The sequence below is a fragment of the Hymenobacter aranciens genome (assembly GCF_030580865.1).
Taxonomy (GTDB): Bacteria; Bacteroidota; Bacteroidia; order Cytophagales; family Hymenobacteraceae; genus Hymenobacter; species Hymenobacter aranciens.
This window is the reverse complement of the sequence record NZ_JAUQSY010000003.1, coordinates 252,936-276,499: the sequence shown is the minus strand read 5'-3', so window position 1 is coordinate 276,499 and position 23,564 is coordinate 252,936. Positions and strand designations below refer to the sequence as shown.

Sequence of the window (23,564 nt, the reverse complement as noted above, 5' to 3'; positions counted from 1 at the left end):
GAGCGCAGCGAAAGGACCTCGCCCGCTTCGTTGAACGACAACTTCTGAACGATTTTGATTACTGCCGCAACCGGCGCGGGTGAGGTCCTTTCGCTGCGCTCAGGATGACGTTCTTCTAGGACGTTCTCTTTCCGCTAGAAAACAATGATTGCAGAAACCTTTATCCGCCGCCCCGTCACGGCCATCGTCGCCTCGCTGGTGATACTGCTGGTGGGCGTGCTGGCCATGCTGAACCTGCCCGTGGGGCAGTACCCCGAAATCACGCCGCCCACGGTGTCGGTATCGGGCACCTACATCGGCGCCGACGCCCAGACCGTGGAGCAAACCGTGGCCACCCCCGTGGAAGTGCAGGTGAACGGCACCCCCGGCATGACCTACCTGCAAAGCAACAGCACCAGCAACGGCCAGCTGAGCATGACGGTGAACTTCGACGTAGGCACCGACATCAACATTGCCGCCCTCGACGTGCAAAACCGCGTGGGCATTGCCTTGCCCACCGTGCCGCAGGAAGTGCAGCGCCTCGGCCTGACGGTGCGCAAGCGGAACCCCAGCATCCTGATGCTGGTGGCTTTGTACGCCCCCAAGGGCACTCACAACGCCACCTTCCTCGACAACTACGCCAACGTTTACATCAAGGACGCGCTGCTGCGCACCAAGGGCGTGGGCGACATCGTGACCCGCGCCGACGACTTCTCGATGCGCCTCTGGCTCAAGCCCGACAAGCTCTCGCAGCTCGGCATCACGGCCGGCGACGTGGCCGCCGCCATCCAGGAGCAGAACGCGCAGATTGCCGCCGGCTCCATCGGGGCGCCGCCGCAGAAGATGGGGCAGACCTTCGAGTACATCGTGAACGTGCAAGGCCGCCTGCGCAACATCGAGGAGTTCGGCAACATCATCGTGAAAACGATGCCGCAGGACAACTCCATCGTGTACCTCAAGGACGTGGCCCGCCTGGAGCTCGGCAAGTTTAACTACGCCAACAACTCCTACGTGGACGGCAAGCGCGCCGCCTACCTGCTGGTGTACCAGGCCCCCGGCGCCAACGCCCTCGAAACCTACGAGAACGTGAACAAAACCATGGAGCAGCTCGCCAAGCAGTTCCCGGCCGATTTGAAGCACGTCGTGCCCTTCGAGGCCGCTACGGTGGTAGAAGTTTCGATTGACGAAGTGGTGCACACGTTGCTGGAAGCCCTGGCGCTGGTGGTCGTGGTGGTGTTCATCTTCCTCCAGAACTGGCGCTCGACGCTGATTCCCGTGCTGGCTATTCCGGTGTCTATCGTGGGCACGTTCGCGTTTTTCATCCCGCTGCACTTCACCATTAACACGCTCACGTTGTTCGGCTTCGTGCTGGCCATCGGGATTGTGGTGGATGATGCCATCGTGGTGGTGGAGGCCGTGGAGCACAACATGAACGAGCGCGACATGAGTCCGCTCGATGCCACGCTGCAGGCCATGCGCGAGATTTCGGCCCCGGTTATCGCCATTGCGCTCATTCTGGCGGCGGTGTTCGTGCCGGTGGGCTTCATCCCCGGCATCACGGGGCGGCTGTACCAGCAGTTTGCCATCACCATCGCCATTTCGGTGCTGATTTCGGCCTTCGTGGCCTTGTCGCTGACGCCGGCGCTGTGCGTTTTGCTCTTGAAACCGAGCAAGCGGGATGAGAAATCGAAGGGTTTGAACAAGCTGTTCTTCAAGTTCAACAGATGGTTCGACCGCGTGACCGAGAAGTACGGCAACGGCGTCGGTCGGGGCATCAAGCACAGCGGCTTCGTGGTAACTATCCTGCTGGCTATCGTTATCGGCACAGTGTTTCTGTTCCGCAGCAAGCCCGGCGGCTTCCTGCCCACTGAGGATGAAGGCCGTTTGATTATCACCTTCAACCTCCCCGAAGGCACCTCCACCGCCCGCACCGTGGAAACGCTGCAAAAGATGATGAAGGAGCTGTCGCAGGTGAAGGGCATCAAGCATTACGCCGGCCTGGGCGGCCTGAACGCCGTCAACTTCTCCTCCAAATCGAGTAGCGGCACCATCTTCTGCCAGCTCGAGCCCTGGGCCAACCGCAAGGAAAAGGAGCAGCAGCTGCAAGGGCTGATTGCCAACGTGCAGGGCCGCCTTAATCAGTACAAAGAAGCTACCACCGTAGTGCTTTCGCCGCCGCCCATCCCCGGCCTCGGCAACACCGGTGGCTTCTCGTTCATCTTTCAGGAGCGCGAAAACCAGGGCGACGTAAAGGTCTTTGACGCCAACCTGCAAAACTTCCTCGGGGCCATCCGCAAGCGGCCCGAAATTGCCAGCGCCTTCTCGTTCTTCACCGCCAACACGCCGGGCTACCAGCTCGACATCGACCGCGAGAAGGCCAAGAAGCTGGGCGTGAGCATCGCCGACATCAGCACCGCCCTGCGCACCTACTTAGGCTCGGCCTACATCAACGACTTTACCCTCTACGGCCGCAACTTCCGCGTGCTGGCCCAGGCCGACAGCTCCTACCGCACCGACATTGCCAACCTCGGCCAATACTACGTGCGCAACACCCAGGGCGAGATGGTGCCCCTGAGCAGCGTCACGAGCTACAAGCGCACCGAGTCGGCCCCGCTCATTTCGCACTACAACCTGTTCCGCTCGGCCGAAATCAACGGCCAACCGGCAGCAGGCTACTCCTCCGGCGACGCCATCAAGGCCCTGCAGGAAGAAGCCGGGAAGAGCCTGCCCCAGGGCTACGGCTACGAATTCTCGGCCCTGAGCCGCGAGGAACTACTCGCCAGCGGCCAGACGGTGTACATCTTCGGGCTGTCGATTCTGTTTGTGTTTTTATTCCTGGCCGCGCTGTACGAAAGCTGGTCGGTGCCGTTTTCGGTGTTGCTGGCGGTGCCGGTGGGCATCTTCGGAGCCATCCTGGTGCTGTTTTTTCTGCCTAAGCTCACCAACAATGTGTACGCCCAGATTGGGATGATTACGCTCATCGGCCTCTCGGCCAAAAACGCCATCCTTATTATCGAATTCGCCAAGGAGCGGGTGGATAAGGGCATGCCGCTCGTGGACGCCACGCTCGAAGCCGTGCGCCTGCGCCTGCGCCCCATCATCATGACCTCGCTGGCCTTCATCCTGGGCATCGTGCCGCTCATCATCGCCTCGGGCGCCGGCGCCCAGGCCCGCCAGACCCTGGGCTGGACGGTATTCGGCGGCATGCTCTCGGCCACCGGCCTAGCCATCTTCATCGTGCCAGTGCTCTACGTGCTCATCACCCGCTTTGCCTACGGCAAAAAGAAGCTCGAAGAGCTGGAGGCCAACTACAAGCCCGACGAGGAGCACGGCGGCGCGAAAGAGGAAGGTGCGGGCGAAGGCGACCACTCGGGTGCGCCGCAGCCCGCGCCCAGCCCGGCATAAGCAGCATCGACCAGAAGCAGTCCGGCCCCCCGGTCTTTCAGAGCATGACTCTAGAAGACCGGGAGGCCGGTGTTTTTCACCCATCATTCAGTGATTTTCATTGGCGGCCCGGTGAAAAACACCGAACGGCCACTGTTTTTCACCGATGGTTGGGTGCAAAACAGTGGCCGTTCGGTAAAAATCGCCGGAACTCGGGTGGAAAACACCGAACCGTCGGTGAAAAACAGTGGCCGTTAGGTGTCTTTCACCGACGGCTGGGTGAAAAATACCGGCTGCCGACTGGGTGGTCTAGTTTTTCAGCACTTTCCGCACCACGGTGCCCATCTCACTGCGCACGGTCAGCAGGTAGAGGCCGGCGGGCAGGTCGTGCAGGTCCAGCGTGGCCGCGCTTGGCTTCACCGGTTGCTGGCGCAGTACCCGGCCCTGCACGTCGGTCAGCGTCAGCGAAGCGGCCGCGCCGGCATTTTCCACCGTCAGTACATCCGTCACCGGGTTCGGATGCACCTGCACCAGCGCCTCAGCGGCGCGGGCGTTGCTCAGCACGGCCGTGCCGTACACTTCCAGCTCAAATAGCGAGTAGCCGTAGGCCGTGGCCCGGCGCTGGCCCAGCACGCGCACGTAGCGGGCGCGGCCGGTCAGCGGGAGGATGTCGGTGCCGCCGTCGCCGGTGGAGGTGTTGTAGCGGGTGGTCCAGATGCTGGCGTCGGGCGAGGTTTGCACGGCGTAGCTGCTGGCGTGGGCGGCCTCCCAGCGCAGCACCACGTTGGTGAGGTCGTAGGTGTTTTGCAAATCCACGTACAGCCACTCATTGTCGGTGAAGGCGCTGGCCCAGCGGGTGGTGCTGCTGCCATCCACAGCCAGCGCGGCCGGCAGCGACGGGTCTTCAATGGACGAGGCCACGACCGGCTTGCGCAAGGCCAGGTTGGGACCGATGGGCAGCGGCGGGCCCACCGTCACATCCAGCGTATAAGTAATTGGCGGGCAATTGGGTGCGGTCACCACCACGCTCACGAGGCCGCTGGTGGTGCCCCAGTTCACCTGCACGGCATTGGTGCCCTGGCCACTGGCAATGGTAGCGCCGTTGGGCACAGTCCAGGCGTAGGTGGCGCCCGTCACGGCCGCCACCTGATAGGCTATGCCCTGGTCATTGGCATTGACGGCGTTGCTGCCCTGCACGCTCACGCTGGCCGGCTGGCTGTACACCCGCACGTAATCGACCTGCATCGTAGTGGGGTAGTCGCTGGCTGTGGCCGGCTGGTTGCCTGTGAAGGGCGTATTGGGCCCGCCCACGGCGGCGTTGAGCATCAGGTAGAAATTGCCCGTATTGAAGGGCCAGCTGCCGCCCTGCGTCGTCTGCGGCGTGGCCGTGTGGTAGAGCGTATTATCGATGTACCAGCGCACTACGTTCGGGCCCCACTCCACGGCATAGGTGTGAAAGCCCACCGACAAGTTCACATTGCCATTGTACTCGCGACTGGTGTAGCGCGCCCCGCCGGCGTTGTAATGCACCGTGCCCGCCACCGAAGTCGGGTTGCGGTGCTTGGCCTCCATGATATCGATTTCGCCGGTATTGGGCCAGTTGTTGGGGTCGGCCAGCATCCAGAAGGCCGGCCACACGCCTTGCGCCGAGGGCAGCTTGATGCTGGCTTCCATGCGCCCGTAGCGAAAGGTTTGCAGCGCGTTGGTCGCCGTTTTCGACAGCAGCTTGGCCGAAGTGTAGTTGTAGCTGCGGCCGCCCTGCGTCGAGTTCTGGGCGCGGGCCGTGATGTTGAGGTAGCCGCCGGTCACGGTGGCGTTGGCGGCGCGGTACACCTGCAGCTCGTTGTTGCCGAAGTTGCAGAGGTTCATCTCGCAGCCGTCGCCCTCATACACGCGCCACTTGCTCAGGTCGCCGGTAGTGGTAAACTCGTCGGACCACACCAGTTGCTGGCATTGCGTCTGGGCGCTGGCCGGGTGCGCCAGCAGCGCCAGCCCCAGCAAGGCCCAACGGCTGAGTTGAAAAGTTTTGGTAATCGAAATCGGGACGAATTGCGGCACAGCGGGTGGGAAAAGTGAGCAAAAAAGTCGCTCGGTCAGGAAGAATATCCGTAAATCTGAGCCTAAAATAACTGAGTACCACCAAAGCCGCCACTATTTTCTATCCCCAAAAACGGTACTTGTACGCTTACCCAACACGCCGCAAAAAACCATTCAAGCCTTGCACCACATGCTCCAAACGCATTTTTTATTCAGTTGCAGATAAGAAACAATTCGACCGCAACGTAACAATTCGCCTCAACCGGCCCTTTCCTTAGCTCGTCCCTCCTTTCCCGTCCATGCAGCTTTTCATTTATACCGACTACGACGCTCCCGCCCGCGACCTACTGTGCCAGCAACTCACGTCCAACATTACCCCTGTTTTCCGCCGCGACCTCCCCACCAACCAGCAGCAGGCCGCCTTCCAGCAAGCCGATTTCCTGCTCGGCAACCCGCCCGCCGAGTGGCTCACTCCCACCCAGCCTCAGCTCCAATTCTGGCAAATTGACTCCGCCGGTTTCGAGCGCTACGCCGACCTGCGCCTGCCCTGCCCCGTGGCCAACATGGGCGACTACTTCGCCTGGGCCTGCGCCGAAACCATCGTGGCCGGCCTCATCGCCCACTACCGCCACCTGCCCGAGCTGGCCCGCCTGCAAGCCGAACAGCGCTGGGTGGGCGCGCCCATCCGCAAGCAATTACTGCTGCTGCGCGACCAGCGCACCATCATCCTCGGCGCGGGCGCCATTGCCCTGGCCGTGCGGCAGCAACTCAGCGGCTTCGGCTGCCCTGTGCAGCTGCTGGCCCGCACCAACCCTGCCGCCCAGCTTCACTCCAAGGAGGAGCTAAAAGCCACCCTCCCCGAAACCGACCTCGTCATCAATTGCCTGCCCGGTAGCGCCGACAACTTTTTCTCCGCCGAACTTATCCAGGCCATGCGCCCCGGCAGCGTGTATGCCAACGTGGGCCGCGGCAACACCACCGACGAGCCTGCCTTGCTCGCCGCCCTGCAAAGCGGCCACCTCGCTGGCGCCGTGCTCGACGTGACGGCCACCGAGCCCCTGCCACCGGACCACCCTTTCTGGCAAATGCCCAACGTGTTGCTCACCCAGCACACCGCCGGCGGCCAGCCCCGTGAAGACGAAGGCAAAGTGGAGCAATTTCTGCGCAACCTGCACCGGCTGCAAAATGGCCAGGAACTGGAGAATCTGGTGGATATTTCAAGAGGCTATTAATGAAGAAAGCCCGGCCAAATGGCCGGGCTTTCTTATTCTTACCGTTTTCGGTAATTATTCCGCCGCCTTCGTCAGCACTTCCACCATCTCATCCGAAATGCCGGTGGTGCTGAAGCCGCCGTCGTGCATCAGATTTTGCATGGTCACGTAGCGCGTCAGGTCCGAAAACAGCGACACGCAGTAGTCGGCGCAGGCCTCGGCCGGGGCGTTGCCCAGCGGCGAGAGCTTCTGGGCGTATTCGTAAAACGCATCGAAACCGCTGATGCCGGTGCCGGCCGTGGTTTTGGTCGGCGATTGGCTTACCGTGTTCACGCGCACTTTCTTGAGCTTGCCGAGGCGCTGGCCATAGCTGCGGGCAATGCTCTCCAGCACCGCTTTAGCCTGCGACATGTCAGTGTAATCCAGGAAGGCACGCTGGGCCGCAATGTAGCTCAGCGCTACCACCGAGCCCCACTCGTTGAAGGCATCCTGCTTCTCGGCTACGTGCAGCATTTTGTGCAGCGACAGCGCCGACACGTCGAGCGTTTGCTGGAAAAATTTGTAGTCCAGCTCGCCGTAGTGCTTGCCCTTGCGAATGTTGGCACTCATACCAATGGAGTGTAGCAGGAAGTCAATCTTACCGCCGAAATGGCCTTGGGCTTCGCCAAACAGCTTTTCCAGTTCCTCCACCGACGTAGCGTCGGCCGGAATGATAGGCGCGTCAATCTCGGCCGCCAGATTCTTGATTTCGCCCATCCGCATAGCCAACGGCGCATTGGTCAGCACGATACGGGCGCCTTGCTCGTGAGCCTTCTGGGCCACTTTCCAAGCAATGGACTTGTCGTTGAGGGCGCCGGAGATGATGCCGACTTTGCCGGCGAGGAGGTTAGAAGACATTTGTTTATAGAGTGTGAGGGTACGGGGCTAAGAGGGTCTGAGGGCACTCTCGCCCGTAAAAATCGATGCAAGTTAACTATTCCCTCTTACCCTCCTACCCCCGCGCCCTCTTACCCCAAGCCTACGCTCCCACCACTTCGCCACGCATGGCTAGCAGCTCGCGGGCGCTGGCAAAGGCGCTTTCGCTGGGCTTGGCGCCCGAAATCATGTGCGCAATTTCCTTCACCCGCTCTTCCTGGCTGAGTTCGCGGATGCGGCTCACGGTCCGGTCGGCCCGGTCTTCCTTGTACACGAAATAGTGCACGTCGCCCGCCGCCGCCATCTGCGGCAGGTGCGAAATAGCCACCAGTTGGTGCTTGTGCGCCATCTGCTGCATCATACGCCCTACTTTCACCGCAATTTCGCCCGAAATCCCGGTGTCGATTTCGTCGAATACGATAGTTGGCAGAGCCGTTTTATCGGCGAGCATATATTTGATACACAGCATCAGACGAGAGAATTCACCACCCGAAGCCGCCTTGCTTAAGGTCTGCGGCTGCGCCCCTTTGTTGGCCGTGAAAAGAATGCTCACTACGTCGGTCCCACTCACCATCGGCGCGCCCACGGTGTGCTGCACCACGATGCGGGCGTGCGGCATCCCCAAGTCGGCCAGCAAGGTACTCAGCTCTTTCTCAAAGTGCGGGAACGACTTGCGGCGGCTTTCGGAAAGCTTGCCGGCCTGCTTGGTCACCGTGGTCAGCGCGGCTTCGGCATCGCGCCGCACACGGGCAATTTCCTTGTCCAGGTTCAGCACCGAGCCTACTTTCTGGCGCAGTTCCTCGCGCAGGGCGATGAGAGCGGGAAGGTCGCGGGCCTGGTGCTTGCGCTGCAGGGTGTAAATGACATTGAGACGGCTTTGCAGTTCCTCGGCGCGGGCGGGGTCGCCTTCGGTGTTGCGCTCGGCGGTTTCTATCTCGTCGGCAATGTCGTGCAGCTCAATCAATACGCTATCCAGCCGCTGGCGCAGCTCCCGGAAATTCTCAGCGTAGGCACTCACCTGACCCAGCAACTGGGCGGCATCCTTCATGCTGCCGGTGGCGCAGTATTCGCTGTCGCGCAGGCCGTGCAGGGCCTGGCCCAGCTTGTACTTGATTTCCTCGGCGTGCTCAAGCTGCTTGATTTCCTGCTCCAGCGCCTCCTGGTCCTCGTTATCGAGCCGGGCTTCTTCCAGCTCATTCAGCAGAAAGGCATTATAATCCAGCTCCTTGCTGGCTTGCGCGGCTTGGTCTTCCAGGGTTTTCAGGTCGGCCTCCAGCTTGCGATACTGCCGGAAGGCGTTGCTGTAGTGCGTGCGCTGCGGCACCAGCCCGGCATAGAGGTCGAGCAGGTTGAGTTGAAACACGGCATCGCCCAGCAGCAGCGTATCATGCTGGGAGTGAATATCCATCAGGTTCGCGCCGATTTTGCGCAGCGCGTCCAGCGTCACCGGCGTGTCGTTCACGAAAGCCCGCGACTTGCCCGACGGATTAATCTCGCGCCGCAGAATGCAGTGCGCATCATAGTCCAAATCCTCGGCCTCGAAAATATCCTGCAGCTGGTAATTGGCAATATTAAACTGCCCCTCAATCACGCATTTGCGTTCGGTATCGAAGAGCATCCGCGAATCGGCCCGGTTGCCCAGCAGCAGGCCGATAGCGCCCAGCATAATAGACTTGCCCGCGCCGGTTTCGCCGGTAATAATATTGAGTAGCGGCGAGGGGCGTAATTCCAGCTGCTCAATCAGCGCGTAATTCTGGATGCGTAAATCAACTAGCATATCTTATCAAAAACTATCATGCTGAGCAGCGCGGAGTATCTTATCCAGTTGAAACGATGCAGTTAATCAATCGTTCCAGCGTGATAAGATGCTTCGCGCTGCTCAGCATGACACGAAAATTTATTTTAAAACCGTCTGATACTTCGCCGAGTTCGTTGGGTCCACTTCCGTAAGCATACTTACCAACTGCTGCTTCTGGCTCTGGTCGGTGCTGGTGCGGAAGATATTGGATATTTCTTCGGCCTTAGCATCGAAAAAGGCGCGGGCGAACAGCGTACCGGGCCGGGTAATGGCAGCTTTTTGCACGCCGGTCAGGGCCGTCATCACGGCGGCGCGGGCATCATCGGGCTTTTCGATGAATATGTCCATGCCCTGCCGGTAATAGCCGTAGAGGCCGGTGCGGAATGCTTCCAACTGCGGGTCTGTCAGGTTGTTGAGAATCCAGTATCGGTTGCGGGAGCCGGCGTCTTTCCAGCCGGCGTCCTGCTCGTTGGTCGTCGTCTGGTTGGCCGAGTAATTCACGATGTTGCGGGCCAAATCGTAGTACGGGCTACCGCCGAGGCGCGAATACGTGTCGTGGTCTATGCCGATAACGATATAGGCATAAAAACCCAGCAACGAAGACAGATTGGAAACAAAGCTGTTACGGGAGAAATCCAGCGGCTGCTGCGGCGAGTAGTTGAACACAAAGTCGCGGTCCACGAAGCTCACAACGTTGGTTTCGTAGCCGGTGCCGTAAATGGGCCGGGTCGATACCAGGCGCATGGTGGCTTTGTATGTGCCGTTAGTCGGTATCTCGGTGATACCCACGAACATCTTGAACTTAATGCGCTCCTCCGGCCGGTAGGTTTCATCGGTCCAGGCGCGGGTATTGAGCATGCTTTGCATGTCATTCTGCATCTGGTTGATGAGCGTCGGGTCCGACACGGTTACGTTCTGGGTCGACACTTTCACGTCGGCCAGCAGCTCCTGCGCCAGAGCCGGGCGAAACGCCAGCAGAGCGAGCAACGGCAGAATAGTCAGAATTTTACGCATCATATGGCAAGTTTCAAACGGCCCATAATCAGGCCGACTAAGTCGTGAGCCAAATCGGCCTTCGACTGCAATTCAAAGTTAACGATTTGGCCCGTGGCAGCCAGCACCGTCACTTTATTGGTGTCGTGGCCAAAACCGGCCCCGGCATCCCGCAGCGAATTCAGCACCACCAGGTCGAAACCCTTACGGCGCAGCTTGTCCTGAGCGTGGGCCAGCTCGTTCGTAGTCTCCAACGCAAAACCGACCGAAAATTGTTCAGCCCGCTTTGTGTGGCCGAGCGTGGCGGCGATGTCCACGTTTTTCACCAGTTCCAGCGTGAGCGTGTCGCCCGATTTTTTGATTTTCTCGGCGGCGACGTGGGCCGGCCGATAGTCGGCCACGGCGGCGGCGAACACCCACACATCGGCGCTTGGAGCGGCCTCCGCGGCGGCGGCGTACATCTGTTCGGCCGTTTCCACGCGCACGGTGCGTATCAGCGGGTTGGTTGGAGCGGGCAGCTGTACTGGCCCACTCACCAGCGTCACCGTGGCGCCTATGGCGGCGAAGGCTTCGGCCAGCGCGTAGCCCATCTTGCCCGTCGAGCGGTTGCCGAGAAAGCGAACAGGGTCGAGCGGCTCGTAGGTGGGGCCGGCGGTGAGCAGGACGTGCATAAAGGTGTGGTAAGCTTCGGCTTACCGGGCGAAGAATTTTTCCAACTCAGCCACGATATCCTCGGGCTCCAGCATGCGGCCCGGGCCTTGCAGGCCGCTGGCCAATTCGCCAGCCGGCGACTCAAATACGTGGTTGCCAAAAGAGCGCAGCCGCGCCAGATTCTGCGTCACGGCCGGATGGGCGTACATATCCAGGTCCATAGCCGGCGCCAGAAATACAGGGCAGCGGGCCGATAAGTACACGGCACACAACAGATTCGGACACAGCCCATTGGCCAGCTGGCCGATGGTGTTGGCGCTGGCGGGCGCGATGAGCAGGGCATCGGCCCACAAACCCAGTTCCACATGGTTGTGCCACTCGCCGGCCGCTGCATCACGCAAAAAGCCCGTCAGGACGGGCTTTTTGGAGAGGGTTCCGAGGGTGAGCGGCGTTACGAAAGCGGCAGCGACCTCGGTCAGAATAACTTGTACTTCAGCCCCGGCCTTCACCAGCAGGCGCGTGAGCGCGGCGGCTTTGTAGGCGGCGATGCTGCCGCACACCCCCAGCAGGATGCGCCGGCCGTGGAGCGGTTGCCGGTTGCTCGTTTCTAGTTGCTGGTTAGCAGTCATCCTTTAGCGAAAAACCTCTGATTCAACTTAAAACCAGCAACTAGAAACCAGGAACCCTAGAACAGGTCGCGGGGAATCGGAACGATTTCCGGCTCAGGAGTTTCGAAGTATACCTTGCCCTGAATAAACTCCTCGATGGCGAGACTGGTGGGCTTGGGCATACGCTCGTACTGCTTCGATACCTCGATTTGCTCGCGGTTTTCGAACACCTCTTCGAGGTTGTCGACGGTGGAAGCAAACTCGGCCAGACGCTCGTTCAGCTCTTCTTTCAGCTTCAGCGACAGCTGGTTGGCGCGCTTCGAAATAACCGAAATAGCCTCGTACACGTTGCCGTTGTCGCCGGCGAGGTCAACCACGTTGCGTGTGATGATGGAGCTCGAAGGCCCGGTGGGAGTATTTTTCATGGGATGCGTAAAGTAGAGTTTCTATGTTAGGTACCGGCCTGATTTTTCAATCAGCCGCTGACAGGCAACAATTTAGTTAGCTACGGCTGCAGGCTTCAGTTTTTCCAGATGGGCGCGGCTGTCGTCGTAAAGGGCTTCGGCAGCTTTAATGTTTTTGCTTTTGGGGAAAGCGTCGATGAAGTGCTGATACAAGGCCACCACCTCCAGGTAACGCTCGCGCTGTTTTTCTTCCACGCTTTCCTTGGCCCAGGCGTGTTGGGCTACGACGCGCAGATAGTCAGCCTCTTCACCAAAGGCCGAGGCAGGGTACTGCTGTTCGAAATTACCCAGAGCCACTACTGCAGCCTGGTTATAGCGAAGCTGGTAGTAGAGACGGGCGCTACTGAAGGCTTTGTTTTCCAGCTTTTTCTGTAGCTCCTGCGACATATTTTCCGTTTCCTGGCGGAAGGTGCTGGCGGGGTAGCGGTTCAGAAAATCCTGGATGGATTCGAGGGCCGAAATCGTGTTAGTCTGGTCCAGTTCAGCTTCCGGCGAGTCACGGAACAGCGACTTGGCATGTAGAAAAGCGGCTTCTTCGGCGAAGGGCGAGTTCGGGTACGTATCGATGAACTGCTTGAAATAGTGAGCACTCAGAATATAGTTGTGCTGCTTGTAATTGGTATTGGCGAAGTAGAACTGGGCTTTTTCGGCCTCGGGACGGCCTTTCAGCAGCGGAATCAGTTCTTCAAGCAGGGTGCCGGAGCGGAAATAGTCGCCCTTGTCGTAATACTTGATGGCGGCCTCGTACTTCTTGTTAATGTCAGTGCTTTTCAGAAGTCGCTGGTAGCCATTGCTACACGCGCCCAAAAGCAACGAACCAACAAGCAAGAACAGAACCGTAAGGCGGGAAATCGGCATAAGGGGTGCAAAGGTAACAAATTGAGCCGGTGAAGGCAAGCATCTAGCGAAGTCCGTTGGCCTCGTCCCAGGCAGGAGCGTTGAATATGGCTTAATGGTTGCAGCCACTATTTTGGCCCGGTGCGCACAGGAATTTTGACGGGCGGCGACGTTTTCACGGCGGGAGTGCCTGGTTTGGCAAGCGGTGTGCCGGGTTTCGGCGGGGTTTTGACGGGCTTTTTGACGGCAGGCGTCGGCTTCTTTTTGGTAGTTTTCTTCGTCGGTTTCGGCTTGGCTTTAGGTTTAGCCTTTGGCTTGGGCCGGTCGTCGAACTGTTTGCCTAACACAGTGCGCCGGGTGGGGCGTTCCGTGGGGCGCCAGGTGTAACCTTTCAGGCGTTGGTCGGGCGCTTTTAGTTCGTGCGGCGGGATAAAGCTGGCGTCGGGATTCGTGAGAAAAGAAATGGTTTTGAGCTTGTTTTCAGCGAAGCGCATCACCATGTTGGCCGACACGGCCTTGTTCATGCCCGTGGTGGCAGTATCGTTGTCGAGAGCGTAGTAGATGCTTTCGGCATTGCCCAGTACATCGACGCGCGCAATGCGGTTGTCGCGGAAATAGGCCACCATATTGCGCCCCTTCACCTGGTTGAAGTTCAGCAGTGTATCCTGCCCCACAATGAACGAGTTGGCGTAGAGGCGCATCTGGTCAACTTTGCCACGCTTCTGGCGCAGCTCCATCGAGTCGGCGGTGAGCTGGTTTTTGGCCTGCCACAGCACCGGGTCGCGGTTGAGGTAGATGATACTGTCCTGACGGTCGTAGGTCAGCGAGTCGCAGCGACCTTGCAAATTACCCCTGAAAATCTGCACCTTGGGCCAAGCATAAAGCACTTCGCGCTGGGCCACGGCTTTCTTGAGCGCCGGGCGGGCTTCTACGCTCAGCAAGGTGTCGGCGGCCAGGTAAAGCGTGTCTTTATCGGTGATATTGCGCACCACGGGGCGGCCACCGTAGAGCTTGGTGCGGCCCAGACCGCGCCAGTAGCGGCCCACGTCGCCGCGCAGGGTGATGTTATCTTTTTTGGAAACCAGGTTGACGTGGCCGGTGGCAAGGCCATAGAGCTTCAACTCGTCATACACCAGCTTGTCGCCGCCCAGCAGATAGTCCTTGGTGTCGATTTTGGCGTTTTTCTGAAAGTCGGAAACTCGCGTAATTGTATTGTAATTACCAACTTCGGCATAAAGGTTGCCCTGCTTGCCCTTGATGCGCGTGGGGCCGTTGAAATAGGCAATTTTGGTGATGGTGTTGTAGCGTAGCGTGTCGTTGTTCAGCTCCGAGTCGGGTGTCACCAAATGCACGTTCTTCTTGAATACGAATACCTTGGAATTGGTATCGTAGAAGCCTTGCTGGCTGTCGAGGGTATTCTGGGGGTCGGTGAGATGGCCACCGGAATTGTAGGTGGCGGTTTTGTTGGTCAGGTCGTAATCGAGGGTGGGGGTGGTCAGCGTCATGCGCGGGTCGCGCATCACCACGTTGCCGGTCATGCGGGCCAGGCGACGGTCGCCGTCGTAGAAACCATGGTCGCCGGTGATGGTCATGGTGTCGTTTTGCACCATGCGCACATTGCTGAAAGCCTCTACCTCATTGCGTTCGAGGTACTGGTAGGCCGAGTCGCAGTACAGAAAAGCGTCGTCCTGCCGGAAGCTCACGTTGCCCAGTAGCTTGCGGATTTTCACCCCGTTGAACACCCCGCCGACGAGCTCTCGGGTGCCGGGCAGCAGCTCGATGCGCGAACCTTTGACAACGGGTGGGCCGCCGGGCTGGCCCGCTGCAGCAGCTGGAGTGTTTTTCGGCAAAATAGCCGGCGCGCTGACCGTTTTGGGTCGGGCGGCAGGCTGTTGTGCCCACGCCGTGAGCGGGAGCAGCAGTTGTAAGAAAACTAAGACGCGGAACAAGGGCATTGAAAGGACAAAGGTAGGGCACTCAACGAGGATGCTCGTTTTTTCATGCCCTACCCGCCAACCCGCCAGCCCTGAGCTGGATTTCCGCTCAAATCAAATCGAAGGCCCGGGCATACTGGCCCAGCTCGAACGTCGACGTCACACCCAGCTTCTGCCGGAGGTTGCGCCGGTGCGTCTCCACGGTCTGCATCGAAATAAACAGGTACTGTGCCGTTTCGGCCGAGGTTTCGCCCAGGGCCAGGCCCTTCAGTACCAGCCGCTCGCGGGGGGTGAGGCGGGCGTAGATGGTGCTGTGCTGACGCAGGAAGTTGTTTTCGTCGAGCAGGCGCTGCACCTTGGCGGTGATGTTGCTATCGACATCCACGGGGCAGGAAAAGTTGAGAAGAAGCAGCGGCTGATTGGCTTCGTCGCAGGCCAGCAGCCGCGCCGAGGAAAAGTACCAGCTCCACCCCATCGATTGATTGGTGCGCACCTGCTGGAAAAACGATACGATGGCTCGAAAGTCCCGCCGCTCCATAACATCCCATATCTTGGGCATGTAGTTGTCGGTTTCGTTGGGGCAGAAAAACCGCTCGTGGTAAGCCGGGCCCATTGCGAACAGCTCTTCCATTGTGGTTTCCAGCAGATGCAGACCCCTCGGCGACATATATTCCACGCTCCGGGTCTGCAGGTTGATAACAACAATGACGCCCGGCTGCTGGTCGGCGTTGATGGCAATTTCGGCTACTCTTTGGGTAATAATTTCAGCATTAGTCATAGGGGGGAAGCAGTGAGAGAAAGTGTAAATGGGAATAAGGTAAAGCAATAAATACAAGGGCTTATTGCTCCCAAGTAGCACACAATTTTTCGAACCACTTCATGGTTGCTACACCTTTCCGGAGGCTGGCCGACGGGCTTGGCGCCCGCTGGCCGTATTCGCGCTACACAGTCAGCTACTTGGCTAACCGGCCAAGTTGATTTTCGGCTTACGGCTGTGCTAAAAAATTCTCAATGGAGGAGATAATATTCTTTATTGCTGAGTTTGTAAAACAGGCTTCGTTATCGGTGCGACTAATGATTGGGGCAACGCCTGAAGAGCTGTTGCCCGGGAGCGGCTGGCAGCAGCAGCACGGTCAGCCATCCGGCAATAGGGCCCCGGCGCGCCATCTTTGCACCGTAGGGCCCGCTACGGGCCTCCCCTTCTGCCATGCTCGATGTTATTCGCCGGTTCATTCAGGACCACGACCTTTTTTCCCTGGAATCCGACTCCATTCTGGTGGCCGTCAGTGGCGGGCTCGACTCGGTGGTGCTGCTCCATGTGCTGCACCGCCTGGGCGTGCAGCTGGCCGTGGCGCACTGCCATTTCGGCCTGCGTGGCGACGATGCCGATGCCGACGAGCAGTTCGTGCGCAAGCTCGCCAAGCAGTACGACGTGCCGTATTTCGCCGAGTTCTTCCAGACCAAGGAATTTGCTGAGCAGGAAGGTATTTCGACGCAGATGGCGGCGCGGCTGCTGCGCTACCGCTGGTTTGAGCAGGTGCGGCAGCGCGAGGGCCTGCGCTACGTGGCCACTGCCCACCACCAGCGCGATGCAGCCGAAACCATGCTGCTCAACCTCACGCACGGCACCGGGCTGGCGGGTTTACACGGCATTCGGGCCAAAAATGGCCACGTAGTGCGCCCGCTACTAGGCGTTGGGCGCGACGATTTGCACGACTACCTGGTCGAAAACCGCCTCATCTGGCGCGAAGACGACAGCAACGACAGCCCGGTGTACCAGCGCAACCTGCTGCGCCACGAGGTGCTGCCCGTGCTGCGCGAAATCAACCCCAACCTCGACCACACCATGGCCCTGACCGCCGAGCGCGTGGGCGGCGCCGAGGAAATCGTGCGCCAGTACGTGGCCGACACCGCCGCCCAGGCCCGCCGCGACGAGTCCGAAATTACTTACCTCGACACTCGCGTGCTACAGCGCACGGCCGCCACCGCACTGGTATTGCACGAGTTACTGCGTCCCTTCGGCTTCAGCTACCCCATGGTGAAAGACATTGTGGCCGCCTTCGGGGCCGAGCCGGGCCGGCGCTTCGACTCGCCCACTCACCGGCTGGTGAAGGACCGCGAGCAGCTGGTTATTACACCGCGCAGCCTGCAGAAATTCGGCACCGTGCAAATCAGCGCCGGGCAGGAAGTGCTGAAAATCGACGGCCTGCACCTGCGGCTGAATCTGCACGAGGCGGCCGGGCTGGAAATTCCGCGCGGCAAGGCCGTGGCGGCGCTCGATGCCGACAAGCTGAAGTTTCCGCTCACGGTGCGACCTTGGCAGGAGGGCGACTGGTTTATGCCTATCGGCCTGAAAGGCAAGAAGAAGCTCAGCGACTTTCTCATCGACCAGAAGGTGCCGCTCAACCTCAAAAGCCAGGTGCAGGTGCTGGTATCGGGCGATGGTAAAATTGCCTGGGTTATCGGCTTCCGGCCCGACGAGCGGTTCCGGGTGAGCGAGGAAACGGCGCGGGTGCTGACGGTGCAGCGGATGTAAAGGGCAACAACTAGCAAAAAAGCACGTCTTGCTAACTGCCCTACTGCTCATCATAATACCGCTGCACGAAATACAGCGGCCGATTCTGGTTTTCGCGGTAGATGCGAAACACATACTCGCCCAGAATGCCCAGAAACAGCAGCTGAATGGAGCCTACGAAATAGATACTCAAGCCCAACGACGACCAGCCGAACGGCGCAACACCTAGCATCTTGCTGGCCACTACATAAATACCGGCCGCCAAAAACACCAGCATGCCCACCAGCCCGCTATACAGGCAGATTTTGATGGGCAAATCGGAAAACGAAAACAAGGCATCCAGCGCCAGCTTCAGCAGGCGGCCGTGCGACATTTTGGGTAGCGTGCCATCGTGGCGCGGCTGGCGGGCATAAGGTACACCCACCTGCCGGTAGCCGATAAAGGAGCGCAGCCCGGGCAGGTAGCGGTTTTTCTCCTGCAACGACAAAAAAGCATTGAGGGCCCGTCGGTTGAGCATCGAGAAATTACCCACGTTGTCAACCTCCTTTAGCCGGGAGAAGCCCCGGAAGATGCGATGAAACGCGCCGATAAGCAAGCGGCGGCCCCAGCTTTCGGCGCGGTCAGTGCGCTGGCCATAGGCGATGTCGTGCTGGTCGTGGCGTAGTTGCTCATACATCTGCGGCAAAAGCTCGGGCGGGTCCTGCAGGTCGCCGTCCATCATGGCTACGTACTGGCCACGGGCGGCGTGCAGGCCGGCCGTGTAGGCGGCCTGGTGGCCGAAGTTGCGCGAGAGGGCCAGCACTTTCAGGCGGCTGTCGCGCTGGCGCCAGGCCAGTAGCTGGTCGAGGGTGCGGTCGCGGCTCCCATCATCGACGCAAATCAGCTCGAAGTCGGCCGTGATGCTGCTCAACGCTGCCAGACAACGCGCTACCAGCGTGTCAATGAGTCCTTCTTCATTGAAGACGGGCACTACGACCGATAGTAAAAGCGCCGGAGTGGCAGTGTTGTCAGCAGGCATCATCAGCCAAAGATAGCGGCGGCACGCAGGCTACCAGCCACCACTTGCTGGCGGCAGAGGCACGAAGCTGCGGGCCGACGCCTTTCCCAGGCCGGCTACTTTTTTTGACTATCAAGCTCATACAGCCAGATACGCCAATAGGCACCGGACCGTGCAAAAACCCGCACCAACCGTAAGCCACTCCGTTGCGGCGTAGCCAGCCGGACGGCCGACAGCACGTATTGCCCCCCCATTCCCCGGAAAGCGGGCATATCGAACGCCAAATCCTGCACCACCCGCTGCTGGTAGGCTCCCACCTGAAAATCCCGGCCCAGCTCAGCCGAGAAAAGATAGCAGCGGCTGCCCCAGGCATCGTAGTAGTTACTCAACTCCTGGCTTTTAGCCAGCTCCCCGGCAATGATGGGGCGGAATTGTCGCTTGTAGGTCAGCGGGTAATAATTCTGATAAGAATCGAGGGTATAGAAATTGTTGAGCTGGGCCACGCCGGGCGCCATGCCCAGACAGGCCACCCGGTATTGGCTGGGTACCAGGCCGGTTTGCTGGCGGATATGTTGCTGGATTTCCTGAAACAGTGCCGGGGCTTCATAGGCCTCGTAGCTGGGGTCGTGCGGCCGGGCACGCCCGGCCAGGATGCGGAGGTTATTAACCCATTCGGTGTTCATTGCCAAGCCAGTAAACAGCTGCAAACCCACTATCGCAAGCTGCCAGCGGCGCGGCAAATCGCGCACGGCCAAAGCCAGCAGCAGGAAAAAAAACAGCGGACCTAAAAAGTAGAAGCGCCCCGCATTGAATACGCTGATGGAAGGCCAATGCAGCTTCACCCAAGCCATTACCTGCGGATAGAGGCCGCCTATCAGGGCCAACGCGGCCAGCACCAGCAGCCACGGCGCGAAGCGCTGCAATGAGACCATTCGCTGCCCGGCTGGCATGCGCAGCACCGCCACCGCCACGGCCAGCAAAGCGCTGACCCGCAGAAAGCGGCTAGCATGATACTGCCCAAACAGAAAGTATTGCGTCACGCCGCGCAGCCCGGCCTTCCAGCCCAGCGGCGCCAGGCGGCTGAAATCAAATTCCAGCCGATGGGGTACAAACTGCTTGGCAATGAGCAAGGAATAGAAAATAGGCCACTCCGCCACTACCGAAGCCAGCACCAGCACCACTATTCCCGCGGCCAAGCGCCAGTTGAGTTGCCGGGTGCGCCACCAGTCCCATAGCAGCAGGCCGCCCAAGGCCAACAGCGCAAACGGCCCAATGAAAGCAAACGTACTCCAGCCGGCAAACAGCACAATCAGCAGCCAGTGCCACCAACGGGCCGCCCCGCGCCGCAACTCCAGAAATGCCAGCAAAAGTGCTGGTTGGCCCAGCACCGTGGCGCCGAAAATGGTGTAAGCGGGCAGCGTGGCCCAGGCCAGCGCCAGCGCCGCAGCCAGCCCACGCTGCCGGCCCAACTGCCAGGGACCCACCAGCAAGCCGTACATCCCTAGCAGACCCGCCAGCCGCACCAGCACTTGGTTGGTGATGTAAGCGGCCCAGGTCGGCAGCAGGGCATACGGAATGTTGGTCAGGCAAATACCCGTGCGCATGGCATTACGCGGCAAGCCATTCATCACCGGAGGCACTACGATTCCGGGCCGAAAATCCAGCGCCACCCGAAACTTATTCAGCAGATAATACACGCTGACGTCGGAGTCGAGGCTATCGTCGATGGTGAAGTAGCTGTGCTGCCGCAACAGGGCAAAGGGCAACAGCAGCAGCAGCAGACTCAGAATAGCCAGCAGCAGCGGCGAAAAACGGCGTGAAGTAGTCGTGGTCGGCAAAAGTGAAAAGGCCAAAAGGCAGCCCGCTGGTCAAAAATACAGCCGTTTCGGCCACCGCCCGGGACGGCAGCCAAAACGGCTGTCAGGATTGACCGGCGGCGACGGCCAGCCGGGTAGGCCTTGTTATCTATTCAGCACGAGGTAGCCATAGGCGGGCAGCGAAACCTGCGTGCCTACCAATAACAATACTGCCGTCCAGCGCATTAGTCCAACGGACATTAGCCAGCGCGGCGGTCAAGGCAAACTGCTGGTTGGAGTTGCGCACATTCACCAGCACCAGGGCCTGCTCGGCGCCCAAGGTTTTGGTGAAGGCACACACGTTGACGGTACTGTAGATGGTGGGCGTACGGAGGCAGAGTTTGATTTAGAAAATCGGAACTGCCGCGCTCATATCGCCAATTGCTGCTGGCAGTGGCTTCTCTTAGTCGGCTAACCACACATTTTCCCTGGTGCAGCGGCAAACTTATTCGGCCGGGTCGTGCGGCAGTCGGGAGTTTGGCGGTACTTTTGCGCCCACAAGTTTCCCTTACCTCCCAATTCATTACCCGCATGAAAGTTACCGTCGTCGGGGCTGGCAACGTGGGCGCAACCTGCGCCGATGTACTCGCCACCCGTGAAATTGCCAACGAAGTAGTTCTGGTTGACATCAAGGAAGGTTTTGCCGAAGGCAAAGCCCTCGACATCTGGCAGAAAGCCCCGATTATCGGCTACGACACCCGTACCGTGGGCGTCACCAACGACTACGCCCGCACCGCCGGGTCCGACGTGGTAGTTATCACCTCGGGCCTGCCCCGCAAGCCCGGCATGAGCCGCGACGACCTTATCGCTACCAACGCTGGCATCGTGAAATCGGTGACCGAGCAAGTGGTGAAGCACTCGCCCGATGCCATCATCATCATCGTAAGCAACCCCCTCGATGTGATGACCTACCAGGCCCACCTCACCTCGAAGCTGCCCCGCGAGAAAGTGTTCGGCATGGCTGGCATTCTCGACACGGCCCGCTACCGCGCCTTCCTGGCTGAGGCCCTGAACGTGAGCCCGAAAGACATTCAAGCCGTGCTGATGGGGGGCCACGGCGACACCATGGTGCCCCTGCCCCGCTACACCACCGTGGGCGGCATCCCCGTCACGGAGCTCATCGACGAAGCCACCCTCAATGCCATCGTGGACCGCACCAAAAACGGCGGCGGCGAGCTGGTGAAACTTATGGGCACTTCGGCCTGGTACGCTCCCGGCGCCGCTGCTGCCCAAATGGTTGAGGCCATCGTGCGCGACCAGCGCCGCGTGTTCCCCGTGTGCGTAGAGCTGCAGGGCGAGTACGGCATCAACGGTGTGTACCTCGGTGCCCCGGTTATCCTCGGCAAAAACGGCATTGAGCGCATCATCGAGCTGCAGCTCAACGATGACGAGAAAGCCCTGCTGGAGACCTCGCGCGGCCACGTGAAAGAGGTGATGGACGCCCTCGACAAAATGAGCGTCGAGGCATAAGCATAAGTCAGCTTAAAGCTAAAAAGCCCTGCCGAAGCAACTTCGGCGGGGCTTTTTCTTTGTTTTACTTATTCTATTCCTGACTGGCTTTGAACAGCTTCTGCTTTTCTTCCTTGGTCAGGCTTTCGTAGCCCGAGCGCGAAATCTTGTCCAGAATAATGTCCACTTCTTCCTGAAGAGGAGTGGCTTCGGGGTTGCGGGTGCGGGCCGCCATCCCATCGGCCGACGTACGCCGGGTGGTGGTGTTGGTGCTGGCGCGCATGGTGGGCGTGCGGTGAAACACCTTGCCCAGCCATTGCCCGATGGCCTGCACCGGGCGGCCCAAATCGCGCCCGGCCTGCAGTTGCTTGATAAAAATGTAGCCTAGCAGCGCCCCACCCAGATGGGCCAGGTTACCGCCGCTATTACCCCCATTCACGCCCACTATCGACACAATTACCAGCACAAAAGCAATCCATTTGATTTTGACCTGCCCAAACAGAAACAGCATGAACGTGTAGTCGGGCAGCAGCGTGGCAGCCGCCACAATGATGGCCAGCACCGCCCCCGAAGCGCCCACCATAGTAGCCCCAATACGGGCCTGAAAACCAGGCGCCAGCTGGTAACTCAGCAGAAAAACCACCGCCCCGGCCAAAGCCCCGAGAATATACAGGCTCACCAGTCGCCGGTCGCCGAGATACTCCCGAATAAGTCGGCCGAACCAGTACATGTTCAGCATGTTGAAGGCCAGGTGAGTTACCCCGCCCAGGAAGCCATTATAGTAAATAAGGTGGGTGAAGGCATAGGTAAGCAGCGTCCAGGGGTGGCGCAGAAATACCGGCAGGCTCGACGACAGCTCGACCTGCCGCAGCAGATTCGGGTAGCTGGCATCGATGCCCGAGAGGTGAAACACCGTCTGCAACACAATCAACAGCACAAACACCGTCACGTTCAGCACAATGAGCTGGCTGAGCGCGTTGTCGCGGCGAATGAAAGCGTTTTTGATGTCGTTGGTAATACTCATGGTTGCGCAAATCAGCCCAGCGGGCTTAGTAGAACCGCTCGCGGCCCTGTTCCCATATTTTTAGGATGATGAAGCCTATCAACAATCCGCCCAAGTGCGCGAAGTGCGCCACATTGTCGCCCGGGGTGCGGTGAATACCCGCATAGAGCTCATACAGCGCATACAGCCCGACAAAGTATTTGGCCTTGATGGGGAAAGGGAAGAACAAGAGCATCAGCTCGGTATTCGGGAACAGGTAGGCGAAGGCGAAGAGAATGCCAAACAGGGCGCCCGAAGCACCGACCATGCCGCCAAAGCGTGAGTTTTTTATTTCGTCCACCACGCCGTTCACCGTTTGGATGGCCGATTCGCGGTATTCCTGATTCTGCGGGTTACGCTGCAGGGCCTGGGCCAGCACCTCGTAGCCACTGTATTGGGAGGCGTACTTATCGAAGAAAGCCACCAGGTCGCCACCCGTCGGCTCGGCCACAAATTCCCGGCGAGCCTGTTCCATGCGGTAGCCTTCGTAAAAGCGCACGCCCTCGTAGAGCACCCCGGCGCCGATGCCGCACACCATCCAGAAAATCAGAAAACGGCGCGGCCCCCACTTCATTTCCAGCATTGGGCCAAAGGAAATCAGCCCGAACATGTTGGAAAGGATGTGCCCAAAGCCACCGTGCAGAAACATATACGTGACGAACTGCCAGGGCTGAAAATAGGGCGACCCGATGGGGTACAACGCCCCAATCTGCTGGAGCTGCGGCAGGAAAGCCGCCTGCAGAAAATACGCCGCAATATTGATGAACAATATGTTGCGGACAACAGGAGTCAGATTGAACATAGCGAGAATAATAGCGCCGGCCAGCAAAAAGCCGCAATGCCAGCCGGACCGGCCAACGGCCGTTCAAACCGCAAAGCTAGCCGACCCGGCCA

The 23,564-nt window shown here is 59.5% G+C and carries 19 protein-coding genes; 5 read left to right on the top strand and 14 right to left on the bottom strand.

Annotated elements, in window-relative coordinates:
* The first annotated feature begins 144 nt into the window (after window positions 1–144).
* Both Q5H93_RS05670 and Q5H93_RS05665 read left to right on the top strand, forming a co-directional pair.
* Window positions 145–3,384 carry an efflux RND transporter permease subunit gene (locus tag Q5H93_RS05670; protein ID WP_305005529.1) on the top strand — a complete coding sequence of 1,080 codons (3,240 nt, stop codon included), beginning with the start codon at window positions 145–147 and terminating at the stop codon, window positions 3,382–3,384.
* Window positions 3,385–3,474: 90 nt separating this feature from the next.
* Entirely contained in the window at window positions 3,475–3,621 is a 147-nt protein-coding gene (locus Q5H93_RS05665; protein ID WP_305005528.1) for a hypothetical protein, read from the top strand.
* Window positions 3,622–3,672: 51 nt separating this feature from the next.
* Here the strand turns inward: Q5H93_RS05665 and Q5H93_RS05660 are convergent, their stop codons facing one another.
* Window positions 3,673–5,421 carry a family 16 glycosylhydrolase gene (locus tag Q5H93_RS05660; RefSeq protein ID WP_305005527.1) on the bottom strand — a complete coding sequence of 583 codons (1,749 nt, stop codon included), beginning with the start codon at window positions 5,419–5,421 and terminating at the stop codon, window positions 3,673–3,675.
* 278 nt (window positions 5,422–5,699) lie between these two features.
* On the opposite strand from Q5H93_RS05660, the gene Q5H93_RS05655 reads away from it, so the two are divergent.
* On the top strand, window positions 5,700–6,632 hold the full coding sequence (locus Q5H93_RS05655) for a D-2-hydroxyacid dehydrogenase (RefSeq protein WP_305005526.1): 933 nt from the start codon (window positions 5,700–5,702) through the stop codon (window positions 6,630–6,632).
* Between the two features lie 54 nt (window positions 6,633–6,686).
* On the opposite strand, the gene Q5H93_RS05650 is transcribed toward Q5H93_RS05655, so the two are convergent.
* From Q5H93_RS05650 to Q5H93_RS05615, 9 genes are all read right to left on the bottom strand, one after another.
* Window positions 6,687–7,508, bottom strand: a complete 822-nt coding sequence (locus Q5H93_RS05650) for an enoyl-ACP reductase FabI (protein WP_305005525.1) — start codon at window positions 7,506–7,508, stop codon at window positions 6,687–6,689.
* A 121-nt stretch (window positions 7,509–7,629) separates the two neighbouring features.
* A complete protein-coding gene (recN, locus tag Q5H93_RS05645; protein WP_305005524.1) occupies window positions 7,630–9,303 on the bottom strand; it encodes a DNA repair protein RecN in 1,674 nt (557 codons plus the stop codon).
* A 120-nt stretch (window positions 9,304–9,423) separates the two neighbouring features.
* Window positions 9,424–10,341: a type IX secretion system protein PorD gene (porD, locus tag Q5H93_RS05640; protein ID WP_305005523.1), complete on the bottom strand. Its 918-nt coding sequence runs from the start codon at window positions 10,339–10,341 to the stop codon at window positions 9,424–9,426.
* Complete coding sequence (locus tag Q5H93_RS24145; RefSeq protein ID WP_369810985.1) at window positions 10,338–10,988, bottom strand: phosphopantothenoylcysteine decarboxylase domain-containing protein; 651 nt, start codon at window positions 10,986–10,988, stop codon at window positions 10,338–10,340. The genes porD and Q5H93_RS24145 overlap by 4 nt, the downstream gene beginning before the upstream one ends.
* A 21-nt stretch (window positions 10,989–11,009) precedes the next feature.
* A complete protein-coding gene (locus Q5H93_RS24140; protein ID WP_369810984.1) occupies window positions 11,010–11,597 on the bottom strand; it encodes a flavoprotein in 588 nt (195 codons plus the stop codon).
* Between the two features lie 56 nt (window positions 11,598–11,653).
* The gene (locus Q5H93_RS05630; protein ID WP_305005522.1) at window positions 11,654–12,001 is read right to left on the bottom strand and encodes a DNA-directed RNA polymerase subunit omega; all 348 of its coding nucleotides are present in this window, start codon (window positions 11,999–12,001) and stop codon (window positions 11,654–11,656) included.
* A gap of 72 nt (window positions 12,002–12,073) precedes the next feature.
* Entirely contained in the window at window positions 12,074–12,898 is an 825-nt protein-coding gene (locus Q5H93_RS05625) for an outer membrane protein assembly factor BamD (protein ID WP_305005737.1), read from the bottom strand.
* Between the two features lie 107 nt (window positions 12,899–13,005).
* Entirely contained in the window at window positions 13,006–14,832 is a 1,827-nt protein-coding gene (locus Q5H93_RS05620; protein ID WP_305005521.1) for an OstA-like protein, read from the bottom strand.
* An 88-nt stretch (window positions 14,833–14,920) separates the two neighbouring features.
* A complete protein-coding gene (locus Q5H93_RS05615) occupies window positions 14,921–15,589 on the bottom strand; it encodes a helix-turn-helix domain-containing protein (RefSeq protein ID WP_305005520.1) in 669 nt (222 codons plus the stop codon).
* A 429-nt stretch (window positions 15,590–16,018) separates the two neighbouring features.
* Here Q5H93_RS05615 and tilS point away from each other — a divergent pair, with 429 nt between their 5' ends.
* Window positions 16,019–17,347 (top strand): tRNA lysidine(34) synthetase TilS, encoded by a 1,329-nt coding sequence (gene tilS / locus Q5H93_RS05610; RefSeq protein WP_305005519.1) that lies wholly within the window; start codon window positions 16,019–16,021, stop codon window positions 17,345–17,347.
* 40 nt (window positions 17,348–17,387) lie between these two features.
* On the opposite strand, the gene Q5H93_RS05605 is transcribed toward tilS, so the two are convergent.
* Both Q5H93_RS05605 and Q5H93_RS05600 read right to left on the bottom strand, forming a co-directional pair.
* Window positions 17,388–18,347 carry a glycosyltransferase family 2 protein gene (locus Q5H93_RS05605; protein ID WP_305005518.1) on the bottom strand — a complete coding sequence of 320 codons (960 nt, stop codon included), beginning with the start codon at window positions 18,345–18,347 and terminating at the stop codon, window positions 17,388–17,390.
* A gap of 92 nt (window positions 18,348–18,439) precedes the next feature.
* Window positions 18,440–20,161, bottom strand: coding sequence for a DUF6044 family protein (locus Q5H93_RS05600; RefSeq protein ID WP_305005517.1), 1,722 nt, complete (start codon window positions 20,159–20,161; stop codon window positions 18,440–18,442).
* A gap of 549 nt (window positions 20,162–20,710) precedes the next feature.
* On the opposite strand from Q5H93_RS05600, the gene mdh reads away from it, so the two are divergent.
* Window positions 20,711–21,649, top strand: coding sequence for a malate dehydrogenase (gene mdh, locus Q5H93_RS05595; RefSeq protein WP_305005516.1), 939 nt, complete (start codon window positions 20,711–20,713; stop codon window positions 21,647–21,649).
* A 73-nt stretch (window positions 21,650–21,722) separates the two neighbouring features.
* Here mdh and Q5H93_RS05590 read toward each other — a convergent pair whose 3' ends face one another.
* Together Q5H93_RS05590 and Q5H93_RS05585 are read right to left on the bottom strand one after the other, a co-directional pair.
* Window positions 21,723–22,652 (bottom strand): rhomboid family intramembrane serine protease, encoded by a 930-nt coding sequence (locus tag Q5H93_RS05590; RefSeq protein WP_305005515.1) that lies wholly within the window; start codon window positions 22,650–22,652, stop codon window positions 21,723–21,725.
* Between the two features lie 25 nt (window positions 22,653–22,677).
* The gene (locus Q5H93_RS05585; RefSeq protein WP_305005514.1) at window positions 22,678–23,472 is read right to left on the bottom strand and encodes a rhomboid family intramembrane serine protease; all 795 of its coding nucleotides are present in this window, start codon (window positions 23,470–23,472) and stop codon (window positions 22,678–22,680) included.
* Window positions 23,473–23,564 lie beyond the last annotated feature (92 nt).

What these genes read in the sequence shown, in the direction of transcription:
- Q5H93_RS05615 (WP_305005520.1), bottom strand. Translation starts at nt 15,589, where the DNA reads ATGACTAATGCTGAAATTATTACCCAAAGAGTAGCCGAAATTGCCATC.
- Q5H93_RS24140 (WP_369810984.1), bottom strand. Translation starts at nt 11,597, where the DNA reads ATGACTGCTAACCAGCAACTAGAAACGAGCAACCGGCAACCGCTCCAC.
- porD (WP_305005523.1), bottom strand. Translation starts at nt 10,341, where the DNA reads ATGATGCGTAAAATTCTGACTATTCTGCCGTTGCTCGCTCTGCTGGCG.
- Q5H93_RS05655 (WP_305005526.1), top strand. Translation starts at nt 5,700, where the DNA reads ATGCAGCTTTTCATTTATACCGACTACGACGCTCCCGCCCGCGACCTA.
- Q5H93_RS05605 (WP_305005518.1), bottom strand. Translation starts at nt 18,347, where the DNA reads ATGATGCCTGCTGACAACACTGCCACTCCGGCGCTTTTACTATCGGTC.
- Q5H93_RS05620 (WP_305005521.1), bottom strand. Translation starts at nt 14,832, where the DNA reads ATGCCCTTGTTCCGCGTCTTAGTTTTCTTACAACTGCTGCTCCCGCTC.
- Q5H93_RS05590 (WP_305005515.1), bottom strand. Translation starts at nt 22,652, where the DNA reads ATGAGTATTACCAACGACATCAAAAACGCTTTCATTCGCCGCGACAAC.
- Q5H93_RS05650 (WP_305005525.1), bottom strand. Translation starts at nt 7,508, where the DNA reads ATGTCTTCTAACCTCCTCGCCGGCAAAGTCGGCATCATCTCCGGCGCC.
- Q5H93_RS05670 (WP_305005529.1), top strand. Translation starts at nt 145, where the DNA reads ATGATTGCAGAAACCTTTATCCGCCGCCCCGTCACGGCCATCGTCGCC.
- tilS (WP_305005519.1), top strand. Translation starts at nt 16,019, where the DNA reads ATGCTCGATGTTATTCGCCGGTTCATTCAGGACCACGACCTTTTTTCC.
- mdh (WP_305005516.1), top strand. Translation starts at nt 20,711, where the DNA reads ATGAAAGTTACCGTCGTCGGGGCTGGCAACGTGGGCGCAACCTGCGCC.
- Q5H93_RS05625 (WP_305005737.1), bottom strand. Translation starts at nt 12,898, where the DNA reads ATGCCGATTTCCCGCCTTACGGTTCTGTTCTTGCTTGTTGGTTCGTTG.
- recN (WP_305005524.1), bottom strand. Translation starts at nt 9,303, where the DNA reads ATGCTAGTTGATTTACGCATCCAGAATTACGCGCTGATTGAGCAGCTG.
- Q5H93_RS05585 (WP_305005514.1), bottom strand. Translation starts at nt 23,472, where the DNA reads ATGTTCAATCTGACTCCTGTTGTCCGCAACATATTGTTCATCAATATT.
- Q5H93_RS05630 (WP_305005522.1), bottom strand. Translation starts at nt 12,001, where the DNA reads ATGAAAAATACTCCCACCGGGCCTTCGAGCTCCATCATCACACGCAAC.
- Q5H93_RS24145 (WP_369810985.1), bottom strand. Translation starts at nt 10,988, where the DNA reads ATGCACGTCCTGCTCACCGCCGGCCCCACCTACGAGCCGCTCGACCCT.